Source organism: Prevotella veroralis, assembly GCF_018127765.1.
GTDB lineage: Bacteria > Bacteroidota > Bacteroidia > Bacteroidales > Bacteroidaceae > Prevotella > Prevotella veroralis.
On record NZ_CP072330.1, the window covers coordinates 109,018 to 128,705 of the forward strand.

Consider the following 19,688-nt stretch of genomic DNA (forward strand, 5'->3'; position numbering starts at 1 on the left):
GGAGGGTTAGTATGACGATATTTAGTAAGATTGCAGCGGGCGAGATTCCTAGTTATAAATGTGCAGAGAACGACCAGTTCTATGCTTTCTTAGATATTGATCCTGTAACAAAGGGGCATACCTTGGTGATTCCGCGTAAGGAGGTTGACTACATCTTCGATATGAGTGATGAGGATTTGGCAGCCTTTGAAGTATTCGCAAAGAAGGTGGCTCGTGCTATTAAGGAGGTCTTTCCCTGTAAGAAGGTGGCACAGGTTGTGTTGGGATTAGAGGTGAATCACGCTCATATTCACCTATTGCCAATGAATAATGAGGCTGATGTTGACTTTAAGCACCATGTTAAGGTTGAGGCTGATGAGCAGCAGGAGATTGCAGCAAAGATATTTAAAGCATTCCAGGAATTAGATTAATTCGAGCTTACGGATTAAATAGATAAAACAAACGAGGGCATATATAATAAGGTATATGTCCTCGTTTTTTCTTGTTATAAGGGGTTGTTTATAGATAAAAGATAGACAAGTTGGGGGATAGGGTGGGGCTATATATAGTCTTTTCCTTTCATCATCTGAACTTCATTGACATATTTTCTTACGAGTGCGGAGGAGTCTTCTTTCTTGCAGATGAACAGCACGTTATCTTTTTCGGCTACTATGTAACCATCAAGCCCATTGATGACAGCGAGTCTATCTTTCGGTAGTTTGATAACATTGTTGGCGGAGTTTTCCAAGATGACATCCGAGTCTATGATGACATTATCACCTTCCCCCTTACTCATTGCTTCGTAGATTCCATGCCAGGTGCCTATGTCAGCCCACCCGAAATGACACTTTTTTACATAGACATTATTCGACTTCTCGAGTACACCATAGTCTAATGAAACGTTCGGATAGAGTGAGAAGTTCTCTTGCATAAAGGCGTCTTCTTCTTCGATACTCATTATCTTTCTCGTTTGCTCCTCATTATGTAGAATCGATGGAAGAAAGTTGGAGATACATTGCCAAAGATAGTTCAGATTGGATAGAAACAAGCCCGTATTCCAATACCACTCCTTAGTTGTCATGAATAGTTGGGCAAACTCTCTGTCGGGTTTCTCAGTGAAGGCTTGCACCTTATATATATCGTTCTGTCCTGTATACACGCCTTTTTGAATATAGCCGTAACCAGGTTCTGGGCGTGTTGGGCTTACTCCCATGGTGAGGAGAGCATTATTCTCCTCTACGAATAATAAGCCTTCGGTGATATCTCGGAGGAATGCTTCTTCGTTGATAATATTCTGATCGGAAGGAGATACAATGAGGTTTGCACGTGGATCAAACATCGATATGCGATGTACAGCCCATGCTACACTTGGTGCCGTATTGCGGTGGATTGGTTCGGCCATGATGTGGTCGAGCGGAACTTCTGGGAGTTGTTTACGTACAATGTCAAGGTAATCGCGACTGGTATTGACGTATATGTTCTCTTTAGGAAGAATCTGAGAGAACCGGTCAAAGGTCTGTTGAAGCTGTGTGCGACCCACTCCGAAGAAATCAATAAACTGCTTAGGATAATTGTCCCGACTGCTTGGCCATAGGCGACGACCCTTTCCTCCAGCTAGTATCACACAATAGTTAGTTTGTGTCGTAGTCATAATCTGTTTAAGCTAACCTGTTTATGTCTTTTCTCCAAAGATACCTTTTATATCTTATTCTACCAAGTCTTTCAATGTTAAATACCCTAAACTCTAATTTATAACACCCTTGTCTTGAAATAATTACTTAAAAATTTGCCACATTCAGAAAATCTATCTACCTTTGCACCCGTTGTTCTTAAACAACGAGCCAAGCCCAGATGGCGGAATAGGTAGACGCGCTGGTCTCAAACACCAGTGGGGTAACCCATCCCGGTTCGAGCCCGGGTCTGGGTACAGAAGATAGCTGCTAATCGATTGATTAACAGCTGTTTTTGTTTTTCTGGGTAGCCAAAGGGTAGCCAAAAGCAACAACACCCCCTATTTTTAACCTTAAAAACACCCTATTTATTAGAAAAATAATCGTTGAGGCTCTAAACAAAAAAGCGTCTACCAACATGGTAAACGCTCCTTTTATCTGTATTTATCCAAAGATATTATATTTCTTTGAAGTTGGTATCAAGTATTGTTGCCTCCATTACATCGCTGGTTAGATTCATTATTTCTATACCTAACCTACCGCAAAGGTCTTTGAAAGTATCTAATGTGTTATCGTTAACATCGTTTGTTTCTGGGAACGTTTGGGCATAACTTGTTACCACACATTCCCATAAGTCGCTAACCATTGCACGGCATTTTATAAGATTCTTTGTTACACCACTTAGGTTTACAGCCTCAACTCTTGATACTGCTGTGCCTGCTGTTGTTGGTACTAACTCCATTTTTACATCTGCTTCCATTGTCTGAAATATTTTAAGCATAGGCACAAAAAATAGCGGTGTGCCTGTCCCGCTGCTTAACACCATTTCAGTAGGCTGTAAGTCCATTATAGACGTTACACGGGGGTACACACCGCCAATATCTGGATATACCTGTGGAAACAATAAAACCACCCTATAAAGGTGGCATCGTCCACCTACTGAAAATATGAATGTTAAGCGTTGGCAAAGGTAGGCAATCATATTCAGACTGCCAAACCTTTATGCACTTTTTTACTCTTTCATGCCAAAATGTGCCATAATTGCATCATTTATCCCCTTTATGGTCTGTTGAGCATCGTGGATAAACTCCCGTTCCATTTGCAGACGTTTTATGCATCTTTGCCTTTCTTGTTGTTCGTTTTTCTCATACTCTTGCTTTTGTCGCTCAAAAAAGGCTTTTTGCTTGGCTTTTTGCTTGGCACGTTCAATCATAGCGGCCGTTAATACATCGTGTTTCATTATCTACCCATATGGTTTTTTATGTAACTCAAGTTATCAGCAATTGCCTGCATTCTTGCCTCTTTCCTGTCTGCAACTATCTTTGCAGTTTGGGCGTTAATCTGGTCGGCTATAGTCTGTTTCTCCTCTGGAGATAAAACAGCCTTAAAAAGCGTTTTTGTGCCATCTGGTTTAATAAACCAAACGTTCCCTTTCTCGTCTGTGTAGCGTTCTGCTACCATACTCTTGTAATTACTCATACGTTTATATTTTTAATGTTAAACTTAATTTGCTATGAATTAAATTTTAATGTCATAGCCTTGTTCTTTTAATTGTTGTATATATTGATAAAAACCGCTCTGGCGGTCTATTCTCCCGTTCTCTTGCCTGTACCACCTTAACAAACTAATACAGGCATCTACAGCACGTTTATTATACTCTCCACTATCCAGATACTGCCAAAGGTCTATATCAAAACCGATGTCATCGCTTGTAAGGTTGCTGTAACCCTTTGCAAGCTGCTTTAATTTATCCCTGTTGTCGTTCATTTTCTCGCTCCTCCTGTAGCCTCAAAACCTTATCTGTTATTCTATCTATAAACTCATCGGGGGCATCGTCTATAAGCCTCTCCAATGCGTTATACTCTGCTGCTATCTGGCTCTGTACATCTACAGACGCTTGCTTTGGCAAAACATAACTTATTAACCGCTCAATGAATAATAACCGCTGGTATGGGTCTAAATCTCTCATATCGGATATTATCTGGGTTCTGTTTTCATCAATAACACCCTTAATAAACTCCTTTAAGTTTGATGTAATTTTATTGGGAGTTCCTTTTTTTCTGCCTCCTGTTTTTAATCCTCTCATACTCTAAAAAAATCTAATTTAGACTATTGCACACTCTGTTTTATTTTTCTCTACCTGTTACCAAATTTTGGTAACAAAATACACCTTATTATAAGACAAAACGGCTTTTTCAAAATTGCACACTACACATAAGCACCACAATTTTTAATTTCGTTATCTAATTCTCTCATCAGTTCATCAGAAACAGAAATATCAGCTTTTGATGCTACTTCTTGTATTTTCTTTTTCAACCTGCTGTAATACTTTCTATCTGCAAATACTCCAGCTTCTCTTAATTCATCAACAAAGCCTAAAATTTGGCTCTGGTCGCTTTGGTTGATAAGCCTCGCCACTAATACGTTAAAAGCGTCTGAAACGTTTTTTATATCACTCATAATATCTGTTTTTACTTGCCCCTGTTTTCTGATTGAATAATAGCTACTTTGGTATCGATTCATCAATAACCTGTAAAATCTAACATCTGATAGCGTTGAGGCTCTAACATCTGATACGTTGAGTTGATGAGATAACCTGCCGTTAAGCCTCATTTCATAGCGTAAAAGATTAGCACCTTTCATGTCTTCTGGGTAACTTAAACCTTTACTCGCTGCATCTGCTATTTTGTCATAGAAAGCAAATACTTTGGGTTGTAGCCTCCCCATTCCTTTGTAATACAAAGTATTTGGGTCAAAGTGGTAACGGCTTAATCTTGGCATCTCTCCTAATTTTGAAAGATAATCGGTTACTGGGTGCTTCATTAAAAAGTTTGTGCCAAATTCAATCCCTGTAATGTCTGCCTGAAAAATATCTATATGTAAAGTATCACTAATCTTTTCTACAGCGTTAGCACTTGTGCGCCTATCTAAGGGGTAAACGTTGCTCCCGTACAGAAACTTGGGCAAACTGCCAATAATAGATAAACCATTAACATAAACAGAAACTTTTAACCCCTCCAGAATACCAAAGGTTTTTGTTTCTCCTGTTTCTAAATCAATCTGCTGGCTGGCTCTGTCCAGATAGTTGGCAATAGTTGATATATCACAACCAACTACCGCCCTGTCAATCCACATTTTAACTTTATCATACATACGTTATCCCCGTTATCTGTTACCACTTTTTGGTAACACTTTACATATTAGATTGCTTTCTTAACATATCCAAAGCCTCATCAAAACCACCCATAACTAACTGCTTACAATATGCACTAACAAGCACTTTTGCGCCCTGTAACACTACTAATTCTATTGCAGTGGGTATTATATTGTTCTGGTCGTTTTTATCAGCCTCAACAATAAATAAATACCCATCATCTTTATACTCATAAAACGGGTTTGGTTTTTCCTTGCCGCTGTAGGTTGGCTTTTCAAGTGGGTAACCATAAGCATAACCGCTTAACTTGCCATCTATAAACCAATCTTTCAGACCTGTAAAGTTTAGGGAGTTTTTGCCCTGCAATCTCATAGACGGCACAGAATTTCCCTCCTTTAACTTTTCCATAAGGTTAAATGATATTTTGCCGTCTCGCCCCTTTAATTGCTCCATAGGAGGATAATAGCCTGCTTGGGTTACAATTGTATATTTTGGAGTTTTCTTGCCGTTGGCGGTGCTGTACACCATTCTGGCATAATATAATATAGATGGAGTGTTCATCGCTTCCCTCCTTTCATACAATAGGCGGCTGCCTGCTGGCTTATCTCTATATTATTTGATACTCTATTTCTCTGCAACCATTCCTCAAGTTCAGCACGATTAAAATAGCACATCTTACCCATTGGCTTATAATGTGGTATTTCTCCTCTCATTGTAAGCTTATATAGATAACTTTTACTGATACCCATATATTTGGCTGCTTCATCGCTTGTTAGTACTTCTTTTTTGCAATTAATTATATTTGCCGTTATAAGGTCGGCTACCTGCTTCATGTCCTCTGCCATTACGTTGTTTTTAGAGGTTTTGGCTGTCTGGGATAAGGTGTAAGGCTTTCCCGTCTTTGCCTGTGCGCTTTCTTTTGTATGTCTTACACTTCCACACATTGGAAACACAATGCAAAGATAAGAAACAAAATTAAACAAAAACAACAACCACAGGTTACCATGATTGTTGTATCGTTAATTACTTAGTACAATTATTTAGCACGTTATTTAACTTTTACAAACCCCTTAGGTCTAATCATTTTACCGTACCCTAACTCTGGAAATTCAGCCCATATTTTTTCCATTTCTTTTATATTAGCCTCAACCTGCCTAATTTGTGACATATTTCTTAATCCCCAGAAACTTTCAAATATAGACCATTTATTCCGTTTAATACCTAACAATTCACTTGCTAAATCTGCAAACTCTTTTAATTGGTATCTGGTTACTCCATTAAGTGGCATATAGTCAGTTCCTAATATCTTTAATCTAATACCACGTTTTAGAACTGATTTTGCAAAATCTGACTGCAACTCCTCTGGTAAAACTCCACGCTCCCGTAGTGGACGCTTTGATTTACTCTCTAAAACTTTAATAAAGGTTTCTTCCATAAGTTTAGTAAATTCACTGATGGTTAAATCTGATATTTTCTTCTCCATATCTCATTAATTAATCATTAGTTATGTTAATCCATTTTTAACTCTGGTAGACTGTTTATTGCTTCCTGTTTAAGGCTATCAATTGCTCTGGTATACTTCTCTGTATGCTTTAATCCACTATGCCCCAAAAGACTTGCTACAGTCTTAATATTTGCTCCGTTATTAAGAATATTAACGGCAAAAGAATGTCTTGCACAATGCCAACTAATATGCTTATTTATGCCTGCACTCTTAACCCACCTTTGGAGGCTTTTAAGACACATCTCATAGCTGGGAAGATTAAATATATAGCTGTCTTTTGTTTGTGCTGGTGTAGGTTCTCCTATAAGCCTCAATAATCCATCATTAAGTGGAATTATAACACCACTGCTTGATGAATGCCCCTTTGTTTTACTTTGTTCAAACTTTAACAGCTTGTTAGAATAGTCCACGTTAGCAAATGTTAAGTCTTTAACATCACAATAGCGCAAACCAGAATATAGACAAAATATAAAGGCTCTCCTAATTTCTGGGTTTTGCCTCTCGTCGTGTGTTGCAATAAGTTGTTGTATCTCATCGAGTGAAAGTACGTCTTTCTTTAGTATCTGGTCATCTACTTTTATAACTATTCCGTTACACGGGTTCTTTGTTATTACATCGTGTTCTATAGCATACTTTATTACTTTCTTAAAACGTGCATAGATACTTTTTGCACCCTCTCCAACACTACGACCCTGCAAATACTCTGTGAATGCTTCTATCATATCCTTTGTTATTTGCTCTGGTGTAATTCTCTTTGTAAACTTTTTGTATTCTGGTGTATCATTAAGGAAGTCCTTAAATCGTCTTAATGCTATATTCAGCATTCTAATATCTTTCTTTGTGTATTTGTCAATGTAATCTTGAAAATAATCAAGAAAGTTAATATCACGTTCTTTTTTAAGCCTGTAACCCTCCACATTCTCCAACAATTCTTGCCCACGTTCAAACCTTATCTTTTTTGCAAGTTCCAACGTTTGCTTATTCTGCTGTCGTTCAATCGGTGTTCTGGGTGCTTGCCAGAGGTAGAGTTTAAGAAATTCACGCTTTCTATCTTTTCTTGCTACCTCTCTATCAAGTTTTTCACTATATACCATTTGATAGCCAAAATAATAATCTAAAAAAAGGCTCTCCCGTCCATCTGATAATATTTTTGCACCTAACTTTGGGTTATCTGTGCCGTCATTACTAATGATATATGTATTATCACTCCTTATGTCTTTTTTCTGTGCCATATTATTTTTTTCTTTTAGTTTCTCTTATTTGCAAAGATAGATATTTTTTTTAATACGGGTAGCCAAAGGGTAGCCAAAAATAGAAAAACATAGTCTTTTTTATGAAAATAAGGGTTAATATACCTTTTTGGCTACCTCTGATTTTGTTTCACTTACATTCTTATGGGTACACTTTGATAAGTGGGTACAATATCGGGTCTGGGTACAGAAGATAGCTTGATAGTCTCTTGATTATCAAGCTTTTTTATATACCTTTGTGTCCATTAGTTGTGTGTTAACTATGGTTTCCTTCAGTTCAAAGGGTTAAGAGATGGTGAAAGAGATATTTTTAAGAGTGGTTAAGTTGGTAGGAATGCTTATTATAATGGTGTTCTTGCTGTGGAAAGTGATGGCATGGCTGGGTGTAGAAGACTGGGGACAATTGATACAGATGGTGTTGATAGCTCTTATTATATTGTTCTCGTCGTTGACAAATGCCGAGCGGGAGTTTACAAAGATTGTGCGATCATTGGATAAGGAGGTGACAGATAAGAAGCTAGTCTACCATAGTTTCTTGCGGAATCGGGTACGTTATGTTTGCTCATTAGTTGATTTTATGAATACTTGGCAATTTAGTCCAGTGATGGTTTGGAGTGTTTGTTTGTCATTGCCTGAAGCCACGGCAAGGGATTTGTGTGCGACTATCATTGAGCGATTAGAGGATTATCTTCACCATGAGTTGGGGTCTAGAGATTCTAAGCTAACTTTCAATCCACATGCAAAGTATTTTTATTTACACATTAGTTTGATAATGTCCACTGGTAATGCAAGGTCTTATCTCCCTAAGGTGCAGGCCTTCATGGAACACATGGTAGATGAATATGAACTATCGAAAGTCAGGCAATTTATCCATGGAGAGTGTAATGGTGTAAACTATTACTTGCGTTATGAGGCGGGGAATGTCACAGATTCGTTCTGTATAGATAAGGGTGTCGTTTGTGATTTGGAAGACTATGATTTCCTCTTATTGTACTCTGATAATGAAGAAGATAACAAGCAACAAGAAGCAACAGAAGTACTGATTAGTGAGCAAGAATATGAAGAAAAGAAGCAAACTGGTATATAGTTTTTCGATACCTTTTGCTTATCTAATTAATAAGGTATGTGCATGTCTTCAGCAAGAGAGCCTTAGCACCAGTGGAGCGGAGGCTTAGCTCATAGGGAGGAAAGCCTTTCGTGAAGGAAAAGGGAGGCTTAGCTCTTATTCAAACGTTTTGAATTTTGCGGTCACACTGTCATTTTCTTTGTCATTCTAAATGCTCTTTCCTCACAATATTGGCTATATTTTAAGATTGACAGCAACCTTTTCCTAACGTTTATAGTATAGATATACAGCAGAAAATAGTATCTTTGTTGCAGATAATTCATATCGTTTTATGGAAAAAAGTATCGTTGACAAAAACCTTCCTCTATGGCTAAGAATCCTATCTTGGGCATTCCTTTCGCCCGTTCTGTTGGCTCCGTTAGTATTCTATGGGTCTATCTTCTTATTTGACAATCCGCCAAGTGAATTGGAGGCTCTCGGTATATTCTTCCTCATTAATTCCTATTCTTTGTGGCTCATAGGCGTTGTTAAGTTGAGTGGTGCTCTGTATCGACGCTATCATAAAGTGTATATCTCGATTCTTCCTCACGTCCTTTTCACATTGATTATCAGCTTATTAATAATCTGGATAAGTCTTCGTCCTGTTGATCCTTCTACATTGGATGAGTATGATTATAGGATATTCCGCAATACACCTGTTGCCGAACTTGCCACTGCGGTGCAGGCTAATGATACGATGGAGATCAATCGTATCTTATCCACTCAACCAACACTTGTGAATTATCAGGACACTATCTATGGTCAAAGTCTGTTGATGTTTGCTTGCATGGATGGTAATTTAGCTATAGTAAGAACCTTATTGCGCCATGGTGCCAACCCTAACCTCTATGAATGGTTAGAAGGTAAAACGGCATTGATAAGCCTTTGCAATAAGGAGAATCCCACTGAAGAGCAACTCAAGATAGCAGAGGAATTACTGCGTCATGGGGCTATGGTGAAGCCAATGCGTGTTCAGTTGAAAGAGTATCAACGGATATTTTCTCCCGATGCAGGCGACACGACCTGCGTTGAACCATTGAGTACGGCTGCTTCATGGAGCACTGTTCCTATGGTAAAGCTATTGTTGAATTATGGTGCAGATGTAAACTTTCAGAGCCAATACACGATAGATAATATCACTTATAACGATGCTCCAGCTGTTGCTCTAGCGATGATAAGCGAGCATTATCCCATCGTTGTCTGTCTTTTGGAACATGGTGCTAACCCGCATTTAACGTTCTATCAAAATAAAGAAACACTGCTATCTCTGGTCGAGAAGAAGCTGAAAGAATCCGATCTTCCCCCTTACGATAAAGCTCAGATAGAGCAGATTAAGCGTGTGATTACAGCATACGACCGAGAACATAAACACCATTATTAATGTTATGTAACCACTTGATTTGTCTTATCTATATAATACGAATGACGTTATTTATCTATAAACTCTTGGCAAATCGACCTTTTCTTTTTACCTTTACACCAAATTTGAACAACGAAGAATATGAGTTACAACTTATTAAAAGGTAAACGAGGTATTATTTTTGGAGCCCTCAATGACAAGTCAATTGCATGGAAAGTAGCTGAAAGAGCAGTAGAAGAAGGTGCAACAATTACCCTTTCTAACACTCCTGTCGCTGTGAGAATGGGTACGGTGAGCGCTCTTTCTGAGAAGTTAAATTGCGAGGTTATTCCTGCAGATGCTACTAATGTAGAAGACTTGGAGAACGTGTTTAAGCGTTCAATGGAGATACTTGGCGGTAAGATTGACTTCGTACTCCATTCAATCGGTATGTCTCCTAACGTTCGTAAGCACCGCACTTATGATGATTTGGATTATAAGTTGCTTGATACAACACTTGACATTTCAGCTGTATCATTCCATAAGATGATTCAAAGTGCTAAGAAGCTCGAGGCGATCAGTGAGTATGGTTCAATCGTTGCATTGAGTTATGTAGCTGCTCAGCGTACGTTCTATGGTTACAATGACATGGCTGATGCAAAGGCTTTACTTGAGAGTATAGCTCGTAGCTTTGGCTATATTTATGGTCGTGAGCACCATGTTCGTATCAATACCATATCGCAGTCACCAACCATGACAACCGCTGGTTCTGGTGTAAAGGGTATGGATAAACTCTTCGACTTTGCCGATCGCATGTCTCCATTGGGCAATGCTAGTGCGGATGAATGTGCCGACTATTGTATTGTAATGTTCTCTGATCTCACTCGTAAGGTTACGATGCAGAACCTCTATCATGATGGTGGCTTCTCTAATGTTGGTATGAGTCTTCGTGCCATGGCAACATACGAGAAGGGTCTTGATGAGTACAAGGACGAGAACGGCAACATTATCTACGGATAAATAGAAAGCCATAAGATAGGGTTACTTATCACCTTATAATATAGTAAAAGCTCCAGCAAGTTTCGACTTACTGGAGCTTTTGTTGTAACTGGTGAGATTGTATTCCCTAATGCAGTCACGTATTATCTAAAACATTGTTGTTAGATATTCCCTTCTCTTGCCGAGGCTGATATTATTACTTCTTCCTACCAAAGTCCGCTGGAATCTCGCCCCATTGCTTTGTTTCCCATTTGATAATAGGAATGGTGACGTTGTGTGTCATGAGCCATTGTTCTGCCCGTGCAATGATTTGATACAGCTGTTCTGTTGCGGAATTACGGGTTAATGTTGTCTTACACTTCTTCTTCTTAACCCACAGAATGGCGTTATACGAATCACTATAGATGACCTTATCCCTGATTCCCTGTTTCTCCATCAAGGCTAAAGCATGCACAATAGCGAGGAACTCACCAATGTTATTCGTACCTTGTACTGGTCCGAAATGGAAGATTTGAGCCCCTGTTTGTAAGTCAATACATTGATATTCCATAGGTCCCGGGTTGCCAGAACAGGCTGCGTCAACAGCCCAAGCTGAAGCCCGAACGCCCATTGGTAGTGGAAGTACAGTGTCGTTGCGATACGAAGGAGGGTTGTGTAAAGTGTTCATCAGCTTATAAACAATTCAATATCACTTCTCTGAAGACTCCTTTTCATCTAAGTTTAGATCCTTGAGAACCTCTTTGATAATATTTTTACTTGCTTCTTGACTTGCTTCGAATAGGTCTTTTGTAAGTAGAGGTGTCGTTGCTGCCACCTTTTTCCCTAATGGAGTTTCATAGAAGTCAGCGCATGCCTTCAGCTCTTCTAACGTATAATACTTTTTGTAAACAGGCACATATAGCTCATTTATATTATCGAAGAAAACGGTTCTGAACTTCTCTTCTATTTGTTTCATAATCTCATCTGGGACGTAATAACACATCTTCTTTAGGCTTTCCATTAGTAGTGGATAGCTTGTTTCAAGTGCTTTCCGACCGCCAGATACCATTACGAGCCTTTCTACAGCTGCCCGATATTCCTTGTCTGATATTGTTAATGAGTCGTTATTCTGTGCAGAGCTATATGTTGGAATCAGTAACAAGCAGAATAACAAGGGAGCGAAAAAATATCTCATATCGTGTATGAATAAAACATTAAAGGGTTTCTAAAGGTAGTGGGAACACTCAGTCCTAACCATTGTTACCTTTTATTATAATATATGTCCAGACTTCGTGTTCCTTTGTTGTGAGGTTTCTACATCCTTTCTGGTACTTCTATGCCGAGCAGTGCCATGCCGTTTTTGATAACCTTAGCCACGTTCTTAGCCAGTACGAGGCGGGTGATCTTCTCTGCTTCGGTATCTGCATTGAGGATGCTATAGTCGTGATAGAACTGATTGAACTCCTTGGTCAGTTCGTAGCAATAGTTAGCAATACCACTTGGACTATAGTCTATACCAGCCTGTGCAACAGCTGCACCGAAGTCGTTGAGCTTCTGAATGAGCGCAATCTCTTTCTCGTTCAATGGTGCGTCATCGGTGAGTGATGCTGGAAGAGCAATGCTCTGTGCCTCTGCCTTACGAAGAATACTACGGATACGAGCGTAGGTGTATTGGATGAATGGACCTGTATTACCATTGAAGTCGATTGACTCTTCTGGATTGAAGAGCATATTCTTGCGAGCATCCACCTTTAATATAAAGTACTTCAGCGCACCCATACCAACGATACGTGCTATCTCATTCTTCTCATCCTCGGTAATTCCTTCGAGTTTATTCACCTTATCCTCGCTGAGTGTCTTTGCGTTCTCTATCATTGATGCTACCAAGTCATCGGCATCAACAACGGTACCCTCACGACTCTTCATCTTACCATTTGGCAATTCAACCATACCATACGAGAAGTGTACCAAGTCTTTACCCCACTTGAAGCCCAGACGATCCAAGAGGATTGAAAGCACCTGGAAGTGGTAGTTCTGTTCGTTACCAACGACATAAATCATCTTATCGATAGGGAAGTCGTTGAAGCGCATCTCGGCAGTACCAATATCTTGTGTCATGTAAACAGATGTGCCATCCTTACGCAAAAGGAGTTTTTGGTCTAAGCCTTCATCCGTGAGATCAGCCCATACAGAGTTGTCTTCTTTACGAATGAAGAGCCCTTTGGCAAGTCCTTCCTCCACCTTCTTCTTACCAACGAGATAGGTATTTGACTCATAATAGATCTTATCGAATCCAACGCCCAAAGCCTTGTAAGTCTCATCGAATCCAGCGTAAACCCAACTGTTCATCTTCTCCCATAAGGCACGAACCTCTGGATCGTTATGCTCCCACTTAACGAGCATCTCGTGTGCTTCCTTTATCAATGGAGCCTCTTGTTCGGCTTTTGCTTTTGCATCATCGGGTGTCATTCCCTCCTTCTCATACTGCTCTTGCAGTTGTTTGCACTCCTCTTTGAAGTGCTTATCAAATAGTACATAGAAGTCACCAATCAAGTGATCACCCTTCTTGCCAGCCTTTTCAGGGGTGATACCATTGCCCCACTTCAGCCAAGCAAGCATAGACTTACAAATGTGGATACCGCGGTCATTGACGATATTCGTCTTTACAACCTTATTGCCATTGGCTTCCATGATTTGAGCCAATGACCATCCGAGGAGGTTGTTACGCACATGTCCAAGGTGGAGAGGCTTGTTCGTGTTAGGCGAAGAGTACTCAATCATAACAAGCGGACTGTTCTCAGTCACTGACTTCTCACCGAACTTCTCATTCGCATTAATGTCGTTCAATAAACCAACCCATGCTGCTTGAGCAATAACGAGGTTAAGAAAACCCTTCACAACGTTGAAGTCGGCGATAGCCTTACAATTTTTCTTCAAGTACTCACCTATTTCCTGTGCCGTATCTTCAGGCTTCTTGTGTGAAGTCTTCAGTAGAGGGAAGGTGACAAGTGTAAGGTTCCCTTCAAAGTCACTACGTGTCTTCTGTAGTTGAATCATCTTTTCTGGCACCTCAACACCATATAACTCCTTGACAGCTGCTCGTGCCGCAGCGGTAATTTGTGCTTCTATCTTCATCTTTATATACGTTTTTATTCTGTTTGCAAAGTTACGGAAAATCAGTCGAATAATCGTTCTTTAGTATATAATTCATGGGTTTTATCCACGATTCACAGGCTCGAATCCTTTATAAGAATCGGTTTTGTTTCATGGTTCATGATAATTAATACCCAATTTCCCTCCCATTATTCAATTTATTGTTGTACTTTTGTGGACGATAATTAACTTCTAAATAATTAACGTTATGTCTAAAGATTTAAAGAAATGGGCTTATGCCCTCCTCGCCAGTGTCTTCACATTAGCAATGTGTTTCAGCTTTGTTTCTTGCAGTAGTGATGACGATGACGACAACAAAATCAGTCCAGTACTTTACAGTGAGTTTAATGGTGAAGCCGCTATCAATTGTCCGCTTGGCCTAACGGGAGAGTTTGTTGGGATATCCATTCCATTGAGTCAGCTGGGAAAGCAGGTTGATTTGACCCAATCAGGAGACTGGACAGTAGGTGGATCTGTCGTAAAAGGACTCTATACCTACGATGATCATTTCTTCCAGCAGGGCAGCTATGTCTATCTTCGTCGCATTGATGAGCACCACGTCGAGATGCGTTTTAAGTTCGTATGGAAGAACGGATCGAAGAGTGGAGAGTACAAGGGCAAGGTGACAACACGCAAGGATGCGTTAGACCTGGCTCGTCGTAATCAGAATAATTAATCTGTATTTCAAGTAAAGTTTCGCTAAGATGAGTCCTTATCTCATCTTAGTGAAACCTTACATAACCGTCTTTTTCTTTTATGTAATCAATCAGTTCGGCAAAGAGTTGGTTCTGTCTTAATGTAGACTCATTGCCTGTTAAGATGAGTTGTTTGCGTGCCCTTGTGATAGCAACATTCAACTTTCTGTCTATTGCTTGCCCCTCTTCATAGAACGTGTTAGCCGTTAGGAAATCGAGTTGATAACGACTCTGAATCGTGAAGGAATAGAGAATTACATCACGCTGACTACCTTGATAGCGTTCCACTGTGTCTATGCTAATACCCTCCAGAGCTGGAATCTCCAGCCGCTCTATCTCTTTTCGAATCATAGCAATCTGATTCCTGTATGGAACGATGACTCCCACCGACCTCTGTGGATCGAAGTCCTTGCTCATTTGTCGGAACAATCTGCGCAATAGGTCAGCGATGATTCGTGCCTCGTCAGTGTTTACCTTTTCTGAAATGTTCAGTTGCTTGCAAGGCATAGAAGGAATGAAAATTATGCGATGTGCCTTTAGTGCATTGTCTAAAGCATCTTTGCTCTCCTCGTTATAAGCTAACTCTGTTTCCAACTGATGGGCTAACGGCACACATTCCAGCTGTTCCTTTGCATAGAACTTACGATTAGCAAAGTCGGCAATATCGGGGTGCATACGTCCTTGCTTGTGTAGTGTCCCTATGAAATCGGTTCTTCCAGCTGCCCTTTCGGTGAGGATGAGGCGTTCAAATAAGGAGTTGGCACACGATGAAAGATGGATGTTCTCAAGTACAGACGATGTCTCCTCCACATCCGCCTCCCCCTGCTGTTGCACCACCGCAGGCAATTGTTTATGGTCGCCTACCAGTATAAACCGATCTATCGCACGCCCCTCCTCCTGTCGGGCAGTCAGTATTCCCACGATATTCGGCTCTAGTATTTGGCTCGCTTCATCAATGATGACGAGGTCAAAGTGCTTGATGTTAAAGAGAGCCGAACGACTATTCATCGTCGAGGTAGTGGCTACAATGATTTGCGCCTCTGATAGGGTGGACTTAATACTATTGAGGGTTGTATTCTCATCAAGCACCTCTTGCAAGAGATGGTCACTATACTTCGGATCGCAACTGTACTCGTTACCAATGCGGATGTAATCTAGTTCGTGCTCAGAAAGCATATTGCATATCTCGTCAACAGCACGATTCGTGTAAGCAAGGAGAAGGATAGAACTTTGCTCATTGACCTTTGGACTTTGATCATTGGGCTTGGTACTTTGAACTTTGGGCTTTTCTGCCAGTTGCTCACGCACAAGATATTGCAGAGCCTGCGAAGTCTTACCTGTTCCAGGAGGACCAATCAAGAGGAAGTAGTCCTGTGCCTGCTTTGCTTTCAAGATGATATCATCGTAATCGGGGTGGTAACTACGCGACAAAACAAGGGATTTGTCAGCACGTGGCGCACGCTGTCCAAGGAGTAACTGCCGCCGTTCCACATCAGAGGTGATGAAGGTATAGAGGCTACGAATAGCCGATGTGCCCCCAATATCGCTCCCTGCATGCTCTAAGGCAAAGCACTCTCCTGTTATAAGATTCGGGTTCTGTTGCCCGTCGTTGAGGTGCACTACGATAGACGAAGTATGTATCTCTTGTAAAGAGCCTTTGAAGAGAATGCTCTTACGCACGTCCGGTTCCTCATTCTTCTTATACGCATAGAGATAAACCATGTCCCCCCTACGGAAGTTCGGGAGGAAGTCTATGCCCTGTTGCGGTACGTTGAGCGTAATAGTATCATATCCGTTGAACGAGCTACTACAGCTCTTATCCGTTATCGTAAGCTCTGTGTAGATATTTCCCGTATCCTTCTTCTCCGCCAGAGGCATATTCCAAAGGTCGGCATTACTATTCCCCACACCCTCTTGTGCGCCCACCTTCGATACCAGTTGCTCCTTAATAACGAAAGTCATCATACGTGTGAAGTAAGCACGCTCCAGTTCGCTTAGCTGATGAAGGGGTGCGAGCACCTCCATAAGTTGCGGTAAGAGGTATCGTTGATAGAACGCATCATTCTGCTTCTCAACATTCAGCACCTGCGGAGTCAGTAGTGGCAATAAACGATGAAAGCCATTCTCCGCCATCCAATACTCCGTTGCCACGGCTTGATTACGGAACTTTATCGCCTCACGAATGAGCTTTTGTAGCGGTTCAACCTCAAGTAGTCCGTTCGGGAGAGGATATTTCGAATACATCAATTCTATGTGTGCATCCTTTGGATTCAGCTGAAAGTTGTATTGCAATATACCATAGTAAAGCAAGAGTTGCACGTAATGCTTCTCCACATGGAGCGAGCCATGCGGATTCTTATACTGCCTTTCAATAAAGATATTCTTACCAGATTTCTGCTCAACTAACAGCTTTAAGTCGGTTGTCATGAGGTCTATTCGTCCCTGCAAACCTAATCGTTCGCACACGAAAGACGGCTCCAAGATGGCTTTCTCACGCTCGAACGACTGGAATAACTCGTTGACTATCTCCTGAATATTCGTAACCTGTTGTTCAGCGGCTCGCTTAAACTCCACTGCATTGAAGTCGGGACAGGTGGCAAAGTCCAACGCCTTCTCTCGAAAGTTCGAACGGAAGGTGTCCTTGATGGTATAGTCTGTGGGATGATTGATGATATCGTCGAGTGCAGAACCCGCAAAGTTACCCAGTACGATATGCTTGTTATTAGGTCGCTCGCCCATCCGCTTTACCGTAAAGAGCAGTGGGTGGTGCCCATAACTCTCAAAGCAATTAGCGATGGAGGATATGTCTACGAGATAATCAGGCTCTACGACTATCAGACGTGGAACCACCTTCTTGCGTGTGACAGTGCAATCAAGTAAGTTGAGTTGCATTCCCTCACGCAGAAGAGAGCGCAGATAACTAAAGTCCACATACTCGGCTGTGTTCATATAGTCCACCATCAATAACTCCTCACTGCTGTCTTGATTGGTTACGGCAACCTGTATCGTCTGCTCATCCCATTCCCTAACAATGCAACGGATGTATCGGTAGTTCGCAATCTGTATGTTCTCCGTGATGCGCCCGTGCGTTGGCAGCTTGCCCACAAGCGTATCGGGGATGGCTTCCTGGAATACGGCAGAGACGAAGAGGGCGAGTGCTCGACAATCATAAGCGATGTCGTCGGGCAGAATAGGTGCTGCGGAATTGCTGTGCCGACGCATTTTGTGAATCGCCACAACGTCCTTCGGCGCAATGTGATGCAGTTTGCAAAGAGCCTCCACCTGCGATGAGAGGTTTCCAAAACCATGTTTCGTCTCTTTCAATCCTTCGTAACACGCTATGACAAGCGTCTCATGCATAATGCGTGCTTGGGCTTCTGACGGAGCCGTGAGAATATCAGCAATACGTGTGAAGAGTTCGTGTGCCATCGTTGATAAGCCTTTCTTGTTTCTCTGATTGTTGTTGTTGATGATGTTGCGGAATATGGTTTGCCCTTTTCCTGTGTGTGAGTTGGATTGTTTTACCATACGCTTCGCAATCGTTTCTATTACGTTTCCCAATCGAATATCGTGCTTCCCGTGTTAGTTTCATCGTGATGAAACCAGTGTCTCATCGTGATGAAACTTGTGTCTCTTCACGATGAAACGAGTGTCTCATCATGATGAGACAACAATAATGCACGTTAGAAACGAATGAGAAGTACGTTGGAAACGAACGAGAAGTACGTTCCAAACGAATCGCAAGCATATTAGAAATGAATCGGAAACACGTTGGTAGTGCGCCTAAATCATTGTCCGCCCAATCGTTCAAAGTAAGTGATAACGTCTTCCCACGTCTTAAATTCGTCACTGCCAAAGCGGAGTGCCGTACCGAGGAAGTCGTCATGGGCGGTGCTACTAATGAGGTAATCGCCGTATAGGAGCTGCGGTTGGTTGGTGAAAATAGCGTGATTCCATGCCGGCGCACTGAAGGTTTCCTCTATCCAAGCCTGTTGTTCGCTGATTGCAGAGGGCTGATTGGTGGGCGCAGGACAAACGAAATAGACGTTGTAATTGTCGAGTAATAGTTCATAAGCCTTGTGTAAGCTCGACTTCGGTTTGCCGTATGCGTCCGCAAGCGTATCCTTGTCGATGAGAACCGTGCGCCGTTCGCGCCCCTCCTGTCGGTCGTCAATCCATCGGATAACAGGCATGAGATAATGAAAGATAGCCTTCTCAATGAGCCGATGTTCACCATGGAAGTGGATAGCCTGTGGATAATGCTCGCTGAAGAGATCGAATGTGTGTACGATAGGGTCAGCGTCGCCGAATAGTCCGAAGACACGTTCTTGCTCCTTGGCGTCAACCTGCTTGAAGCGATTCTCCGTCATATCCTTGTACTCCTTGACGAGAGCTTTGGTCACGATGACCTCTTGTATTCCGTCTTGACGTACGTTCTGGAATACTTGCTTGCCCATCATATTGCTCTCGGTGATGGTTGCGCCCATCTGAAAAGCAGGGTTCACGCAAATGCGGTCGGTGCCATATAGCATCTCGGTGTACATTCCGCCCATGGAAGTACCTATGATTAAGTCGGGTTGCTCGGCGTCAACAAGATTCCTAAGAAGCGTCATTGCCTCTTCAGGATGTATGGGTAAGTCGGGTGCAATGACGGTTGCTTGGGGCATATAGTCCCTTAGTATTTGTGCTGTGTGGGTGGAACCGGCTGACATGAAGCCGTGTACATAGATGATTTTCTTCCCTACCATGAGGTCGGGGAAGGTCTTTTTATATTGATTTTCCATTGTTCTTTATTAGGAGTTAGGGGCGTGATACTTAGGAGTGTCATCCCTCTTTGCCTTGTGGAAAGGCGGGGGAGGGG

General features: G+C 41.5%; 21 protein-coding genes and 1 tRNA gene. 6 read left to right on the top strand and 16 right to left on the bottom strand.

Annotated features, from left to right (window positions below; all coding sequences use genetic code 11):
• Positions 1–11: 11 nt before the first annotated feature.
• The gene (locus J5A55_RS00435) at positions 12–410 is read left to right on the top strand and encodes an HIT family protein (RefSeq protein WP_004384520.1); all 399 of its coding nucleotides are present in this window, start codon (positions 12–14) and stop codon (positions 408–410) included.
• Between the two features lie 128 nt (positions 411–538).
• On the opposite strand, the gene J5A55_RS00440 is transcribed toward J5A55_RS00435, so the two are convergent.
• A complete protein-coding gene (locus J5A55_RS00440) occupies positions 539–1,630 on the bottom strand; it encodes a mannose-1-phosphate guanylyltransferase (protein WP_004384521.1) in 1,092 nt (363 codons plus the stop codon).
• A 194-nt stretch (positions 1,631–1,824) separates the two neighbouring features.
• Between J5A55_RS00440 and J5A55_RS00445 the strand changes: the two genes are divergently transcribed.
• A tRNA-Leu gene (locus tag J5A55_RS00445) sits at positions 1,825–1,906 on the top strand.
• Positions 1,907–2,106: 200 nt separating this feature from the next.
• On the opposite strand, the gene J5A55_RS00450 is transcribed toward J5A55_RS00445, so the two are convergent.
• The 10 genes from J5A55_RS00450 to J5A55_RS00495 all read right to left on the bottom strand — a co-directional run bounded on the left by J5A55_RS00450 (position 2,107) and on the right by J5A55_RS00495 (position 7,539).
• Positions 2,107–2,409: a hypothetical protein gene (locus J5A55_RS00450; RefSeq protein ID WP_155813806.1), complete on the bottom strand. Its 303-nt coding sequence runs from the start codon at positions 2,407–2,409 to the stop codon at positions 2,107–2,109.
• 252 nt (positions 2,410–2,661) lie between these two features.
• The gene (locus tag J5A55_RS00455; protein ID WP_004384523.1) at positions 2,662–2,889 is read right to left on the bottom strand and encodes a hypothetical protein; all 228 of its coding nucleotides are present in this window, start codon (positions 2,887–2,889) and stop codon (positions 2,662–2,664) included.
• The gene (locus tag J5A55_RS00460) at positions 2,889–3,128 is read right to left on the bottom strand and encodes a hypothetical protein (protein ID WP_004384524.1); all 240 of its coding nucleotides are present in this window, start codon (positions 3,126–3,128) and stop codon (positions 2,889–2,891) included. Before J5A55_RS00460 ends, J5A55_RS00455 begins: the two co-directional genes overlap by 1 nt.
• 39 nt (positions 3,129–3,167) lie before the next feature.
• Entirely contained in the window at positions 3,168–3,416 is a 249-nt protein-coding gene (locus tag J5A55_RS00465; protein ID WP_004384525.1) for a hypothetical protein, read from the bottom strand.
• Positions 3,397–3,735 (bottom strand): hypothetical protein, encoded by a 339-nt coding sequence (locus J5A55_RS00470; RefSeq protein WP_004384526.1) that lies wholly within the window; start codon positions 3,733–3,735, stop codon positions 3,397–3,399. Before J5A55_RS00470 ends, J5A55_RS00465 begins: the two co-directional genes overlap by 20 nt.
• A 122-nt stretch (positions 3,736–3,857) precedes the next feature.
• Entirely contained in the window at positions 3,858–4,802 is a 945-nt protein-coding gene (locus J5A55_RS00475) for a phage/plasmid replication domain-containing protein (RefSeq protein WP_004384527.1), read from the bottom strand.
• A 40-nt stretch (positions 4,803–4,842) separates the two neighbouring features.
• A complete protein-coding gene (locus J5A55_RS00480; RefSeq protein ID WP_004384528.1) occupies positions 4,843–5,364 on the bottom strand; it encodes a hypothetical protein in 522 nt (173 codons plus the stop codon).
• Positions 5,361–5,648: a helix-turn-helix domain-containing protein gene (locus tag J5A55_RS00485; protein ID WP_039851601.1), complete on the bottom strand. Its 288-nt coding sequence runs from the start codon at positions 5,646–5,648 to the stop codon at positions 5,361–5,363. The genes J5A55_RS00480 and J5A55_RS00485 overlap by 4 nt, the downstream gene beginning before the upstream one ends.
• A 203-nt stretch (positions 5,649–5,851) precedes the next feature.
• Complete coding sequence (locus tag J5A55_RS00490) at positions 5,852–6,286, bottom strand: hypothetical protein (protein ID WP_004384530.1); 435 nt, start codon at positions 6,284–6,286, stop codon at positions 5,852–5,854.
• 26 nt (positions 6,287–6,312) lie between these two features.
• Positions 6,313–7,539: a tyrosine-type recombinase/integrase gene (locus J5A55_RS00495; protein WP_004384531.1), complete on the bottom strand. Its 1,227-nt coding sequence runs from the start codon at positions 7,537–7,539 to the stop codon at positions 6,313–6,315.
• A 310-nt stretch (positions 7,540–7,849) separates the two neighbouring features.
• Between J5A55_RS00495 and J5A55_RS00500 the strand changes: the two genes are divergently transcribed.
• The 3 genes from J5A55_RS00500 (at position 7,850) to J5A55_RS00510 (ending at position 11,021) form a co-directional block, all read left to right on the top strand.
• Positions 7,850–8,644 carry a hypothetical protein gene (locus J5A55_RS00500; RefSeq protein WP_004384532.1) on the top strand — a complete coding sequence of 265 codons (795 nt, stop codon included), beginning with the start codon at positions 7,850–7,852 and terminating at the stop codon, positions 8,642–8,644.
• Between the two features lie 310 nt (positions 8,645–8,954).
• Positions 8,955–10,043, top strand: a complete 1,089-nt coding sequence (locus J5A55_RS00505) for an ankyrin repeat domain-containing protein (RefSeq protein ID WP_004384533.1) — start codon at positions 8,955–8,957, stop codon at positions 10,041–10,043.
• A gap of 120 nt (positions 10,044–10,163) precedes the next feature.
• Positions 10,164–11,021 carry an enoyl-ACP reductase FabI gene (locus J5A55_RS00510; RefSeq protein WP_004384535.1) on the top strand — a complete coding sequence of 286 codons (858 nt, stop codon included), beginning with the start codon at positions 10,164–10,166 and terminating at the stop codon, positions 11,019–11,021.
• A gap of 175 nt (positions 11,022–11,196) precedes the next feature.
• Here J5A55_RS00510 and J5A55_RS00515 read toward each other — a convergent pair whose 3' ends face one another.
• From J5A55_RS00515 to argS, 3 genes are all read right to left on the bottom strand, one after another.
• Entirely contained in the window at positions 11,197–11,667 is a 471-nt protein-coding gene (locus J5A55_RS00515) for an RNase H family protein (RefSeq protein WP_199879840.1), read from the bottom strand.
• 21 nt (positions 11,668–11,688) lie between these two features.
• Positions 11,689–12,174, bottom strand: coding sequence for a DUF2059 domain-containing protein (locus J5A55_RS00520; protein ID WP_004384540.1), 486 nt, complete (start codon positions 12,172–12,174; stop codon positions 11,689–11,691).
• 119 nt (positions 12,175–12,293) lie between these two features.
• Complete coding sequence (gene argS, locus J5A55_RS00525; protein WP_004384541.1) at positions 12,294–14,114, bottom strand: arginine--tRNA ligase; 1,821 nt, start codon at positions 14,112–14,114, stop codon at positions 12,294–12,296.
• 226 nt (positions 14,115–14,340) lie between these two features.
• Between argS and J5A55_RS00530 the strand changes: the two genes are divergently transcribed.
• Complete coding sequence (locus tag J5A55_RS00530; protein WP_004384542.1) at positions 14,341–14,808, top strand: hypothetical protein; 468 nt, start codon at positions 14,341–14,343, stop codon at positions 14,806–14,808.
• Between the two features lie 46 nt (positions 14,809–14,854).
• Here J5A55_RS00530 and J5A55_RS00535 read toward each other — a convergent pair whose 3' ends face one another.
• Complete coding sequence (locus J5A55_RS00535) at positions 14,855–18,256, bottom strand: DEAD/DEAH box helicase (RefSeq protein ID WP_039851603.1); 3,402 nt, start codon at positions 18,254–18,256, stop codon at positions 14,855–14,857.
• Positions 18,257–18,615: 359 nt separating this feature from the next.
• Positions 18,616–19,611 (bottom strand): YqiA/YcfP family alpha/beta fold hydrolase, encoded by a 996-nt coding sequence (locus J5A55_RS00540; protein ID WP_004384545.1) that lies wholly within the window; start codon positions 19,609–19,611, stop codon positions 18,616–18,618.
• Positions 19,612–19,688 lie beyond the last annotated feature (77 nt).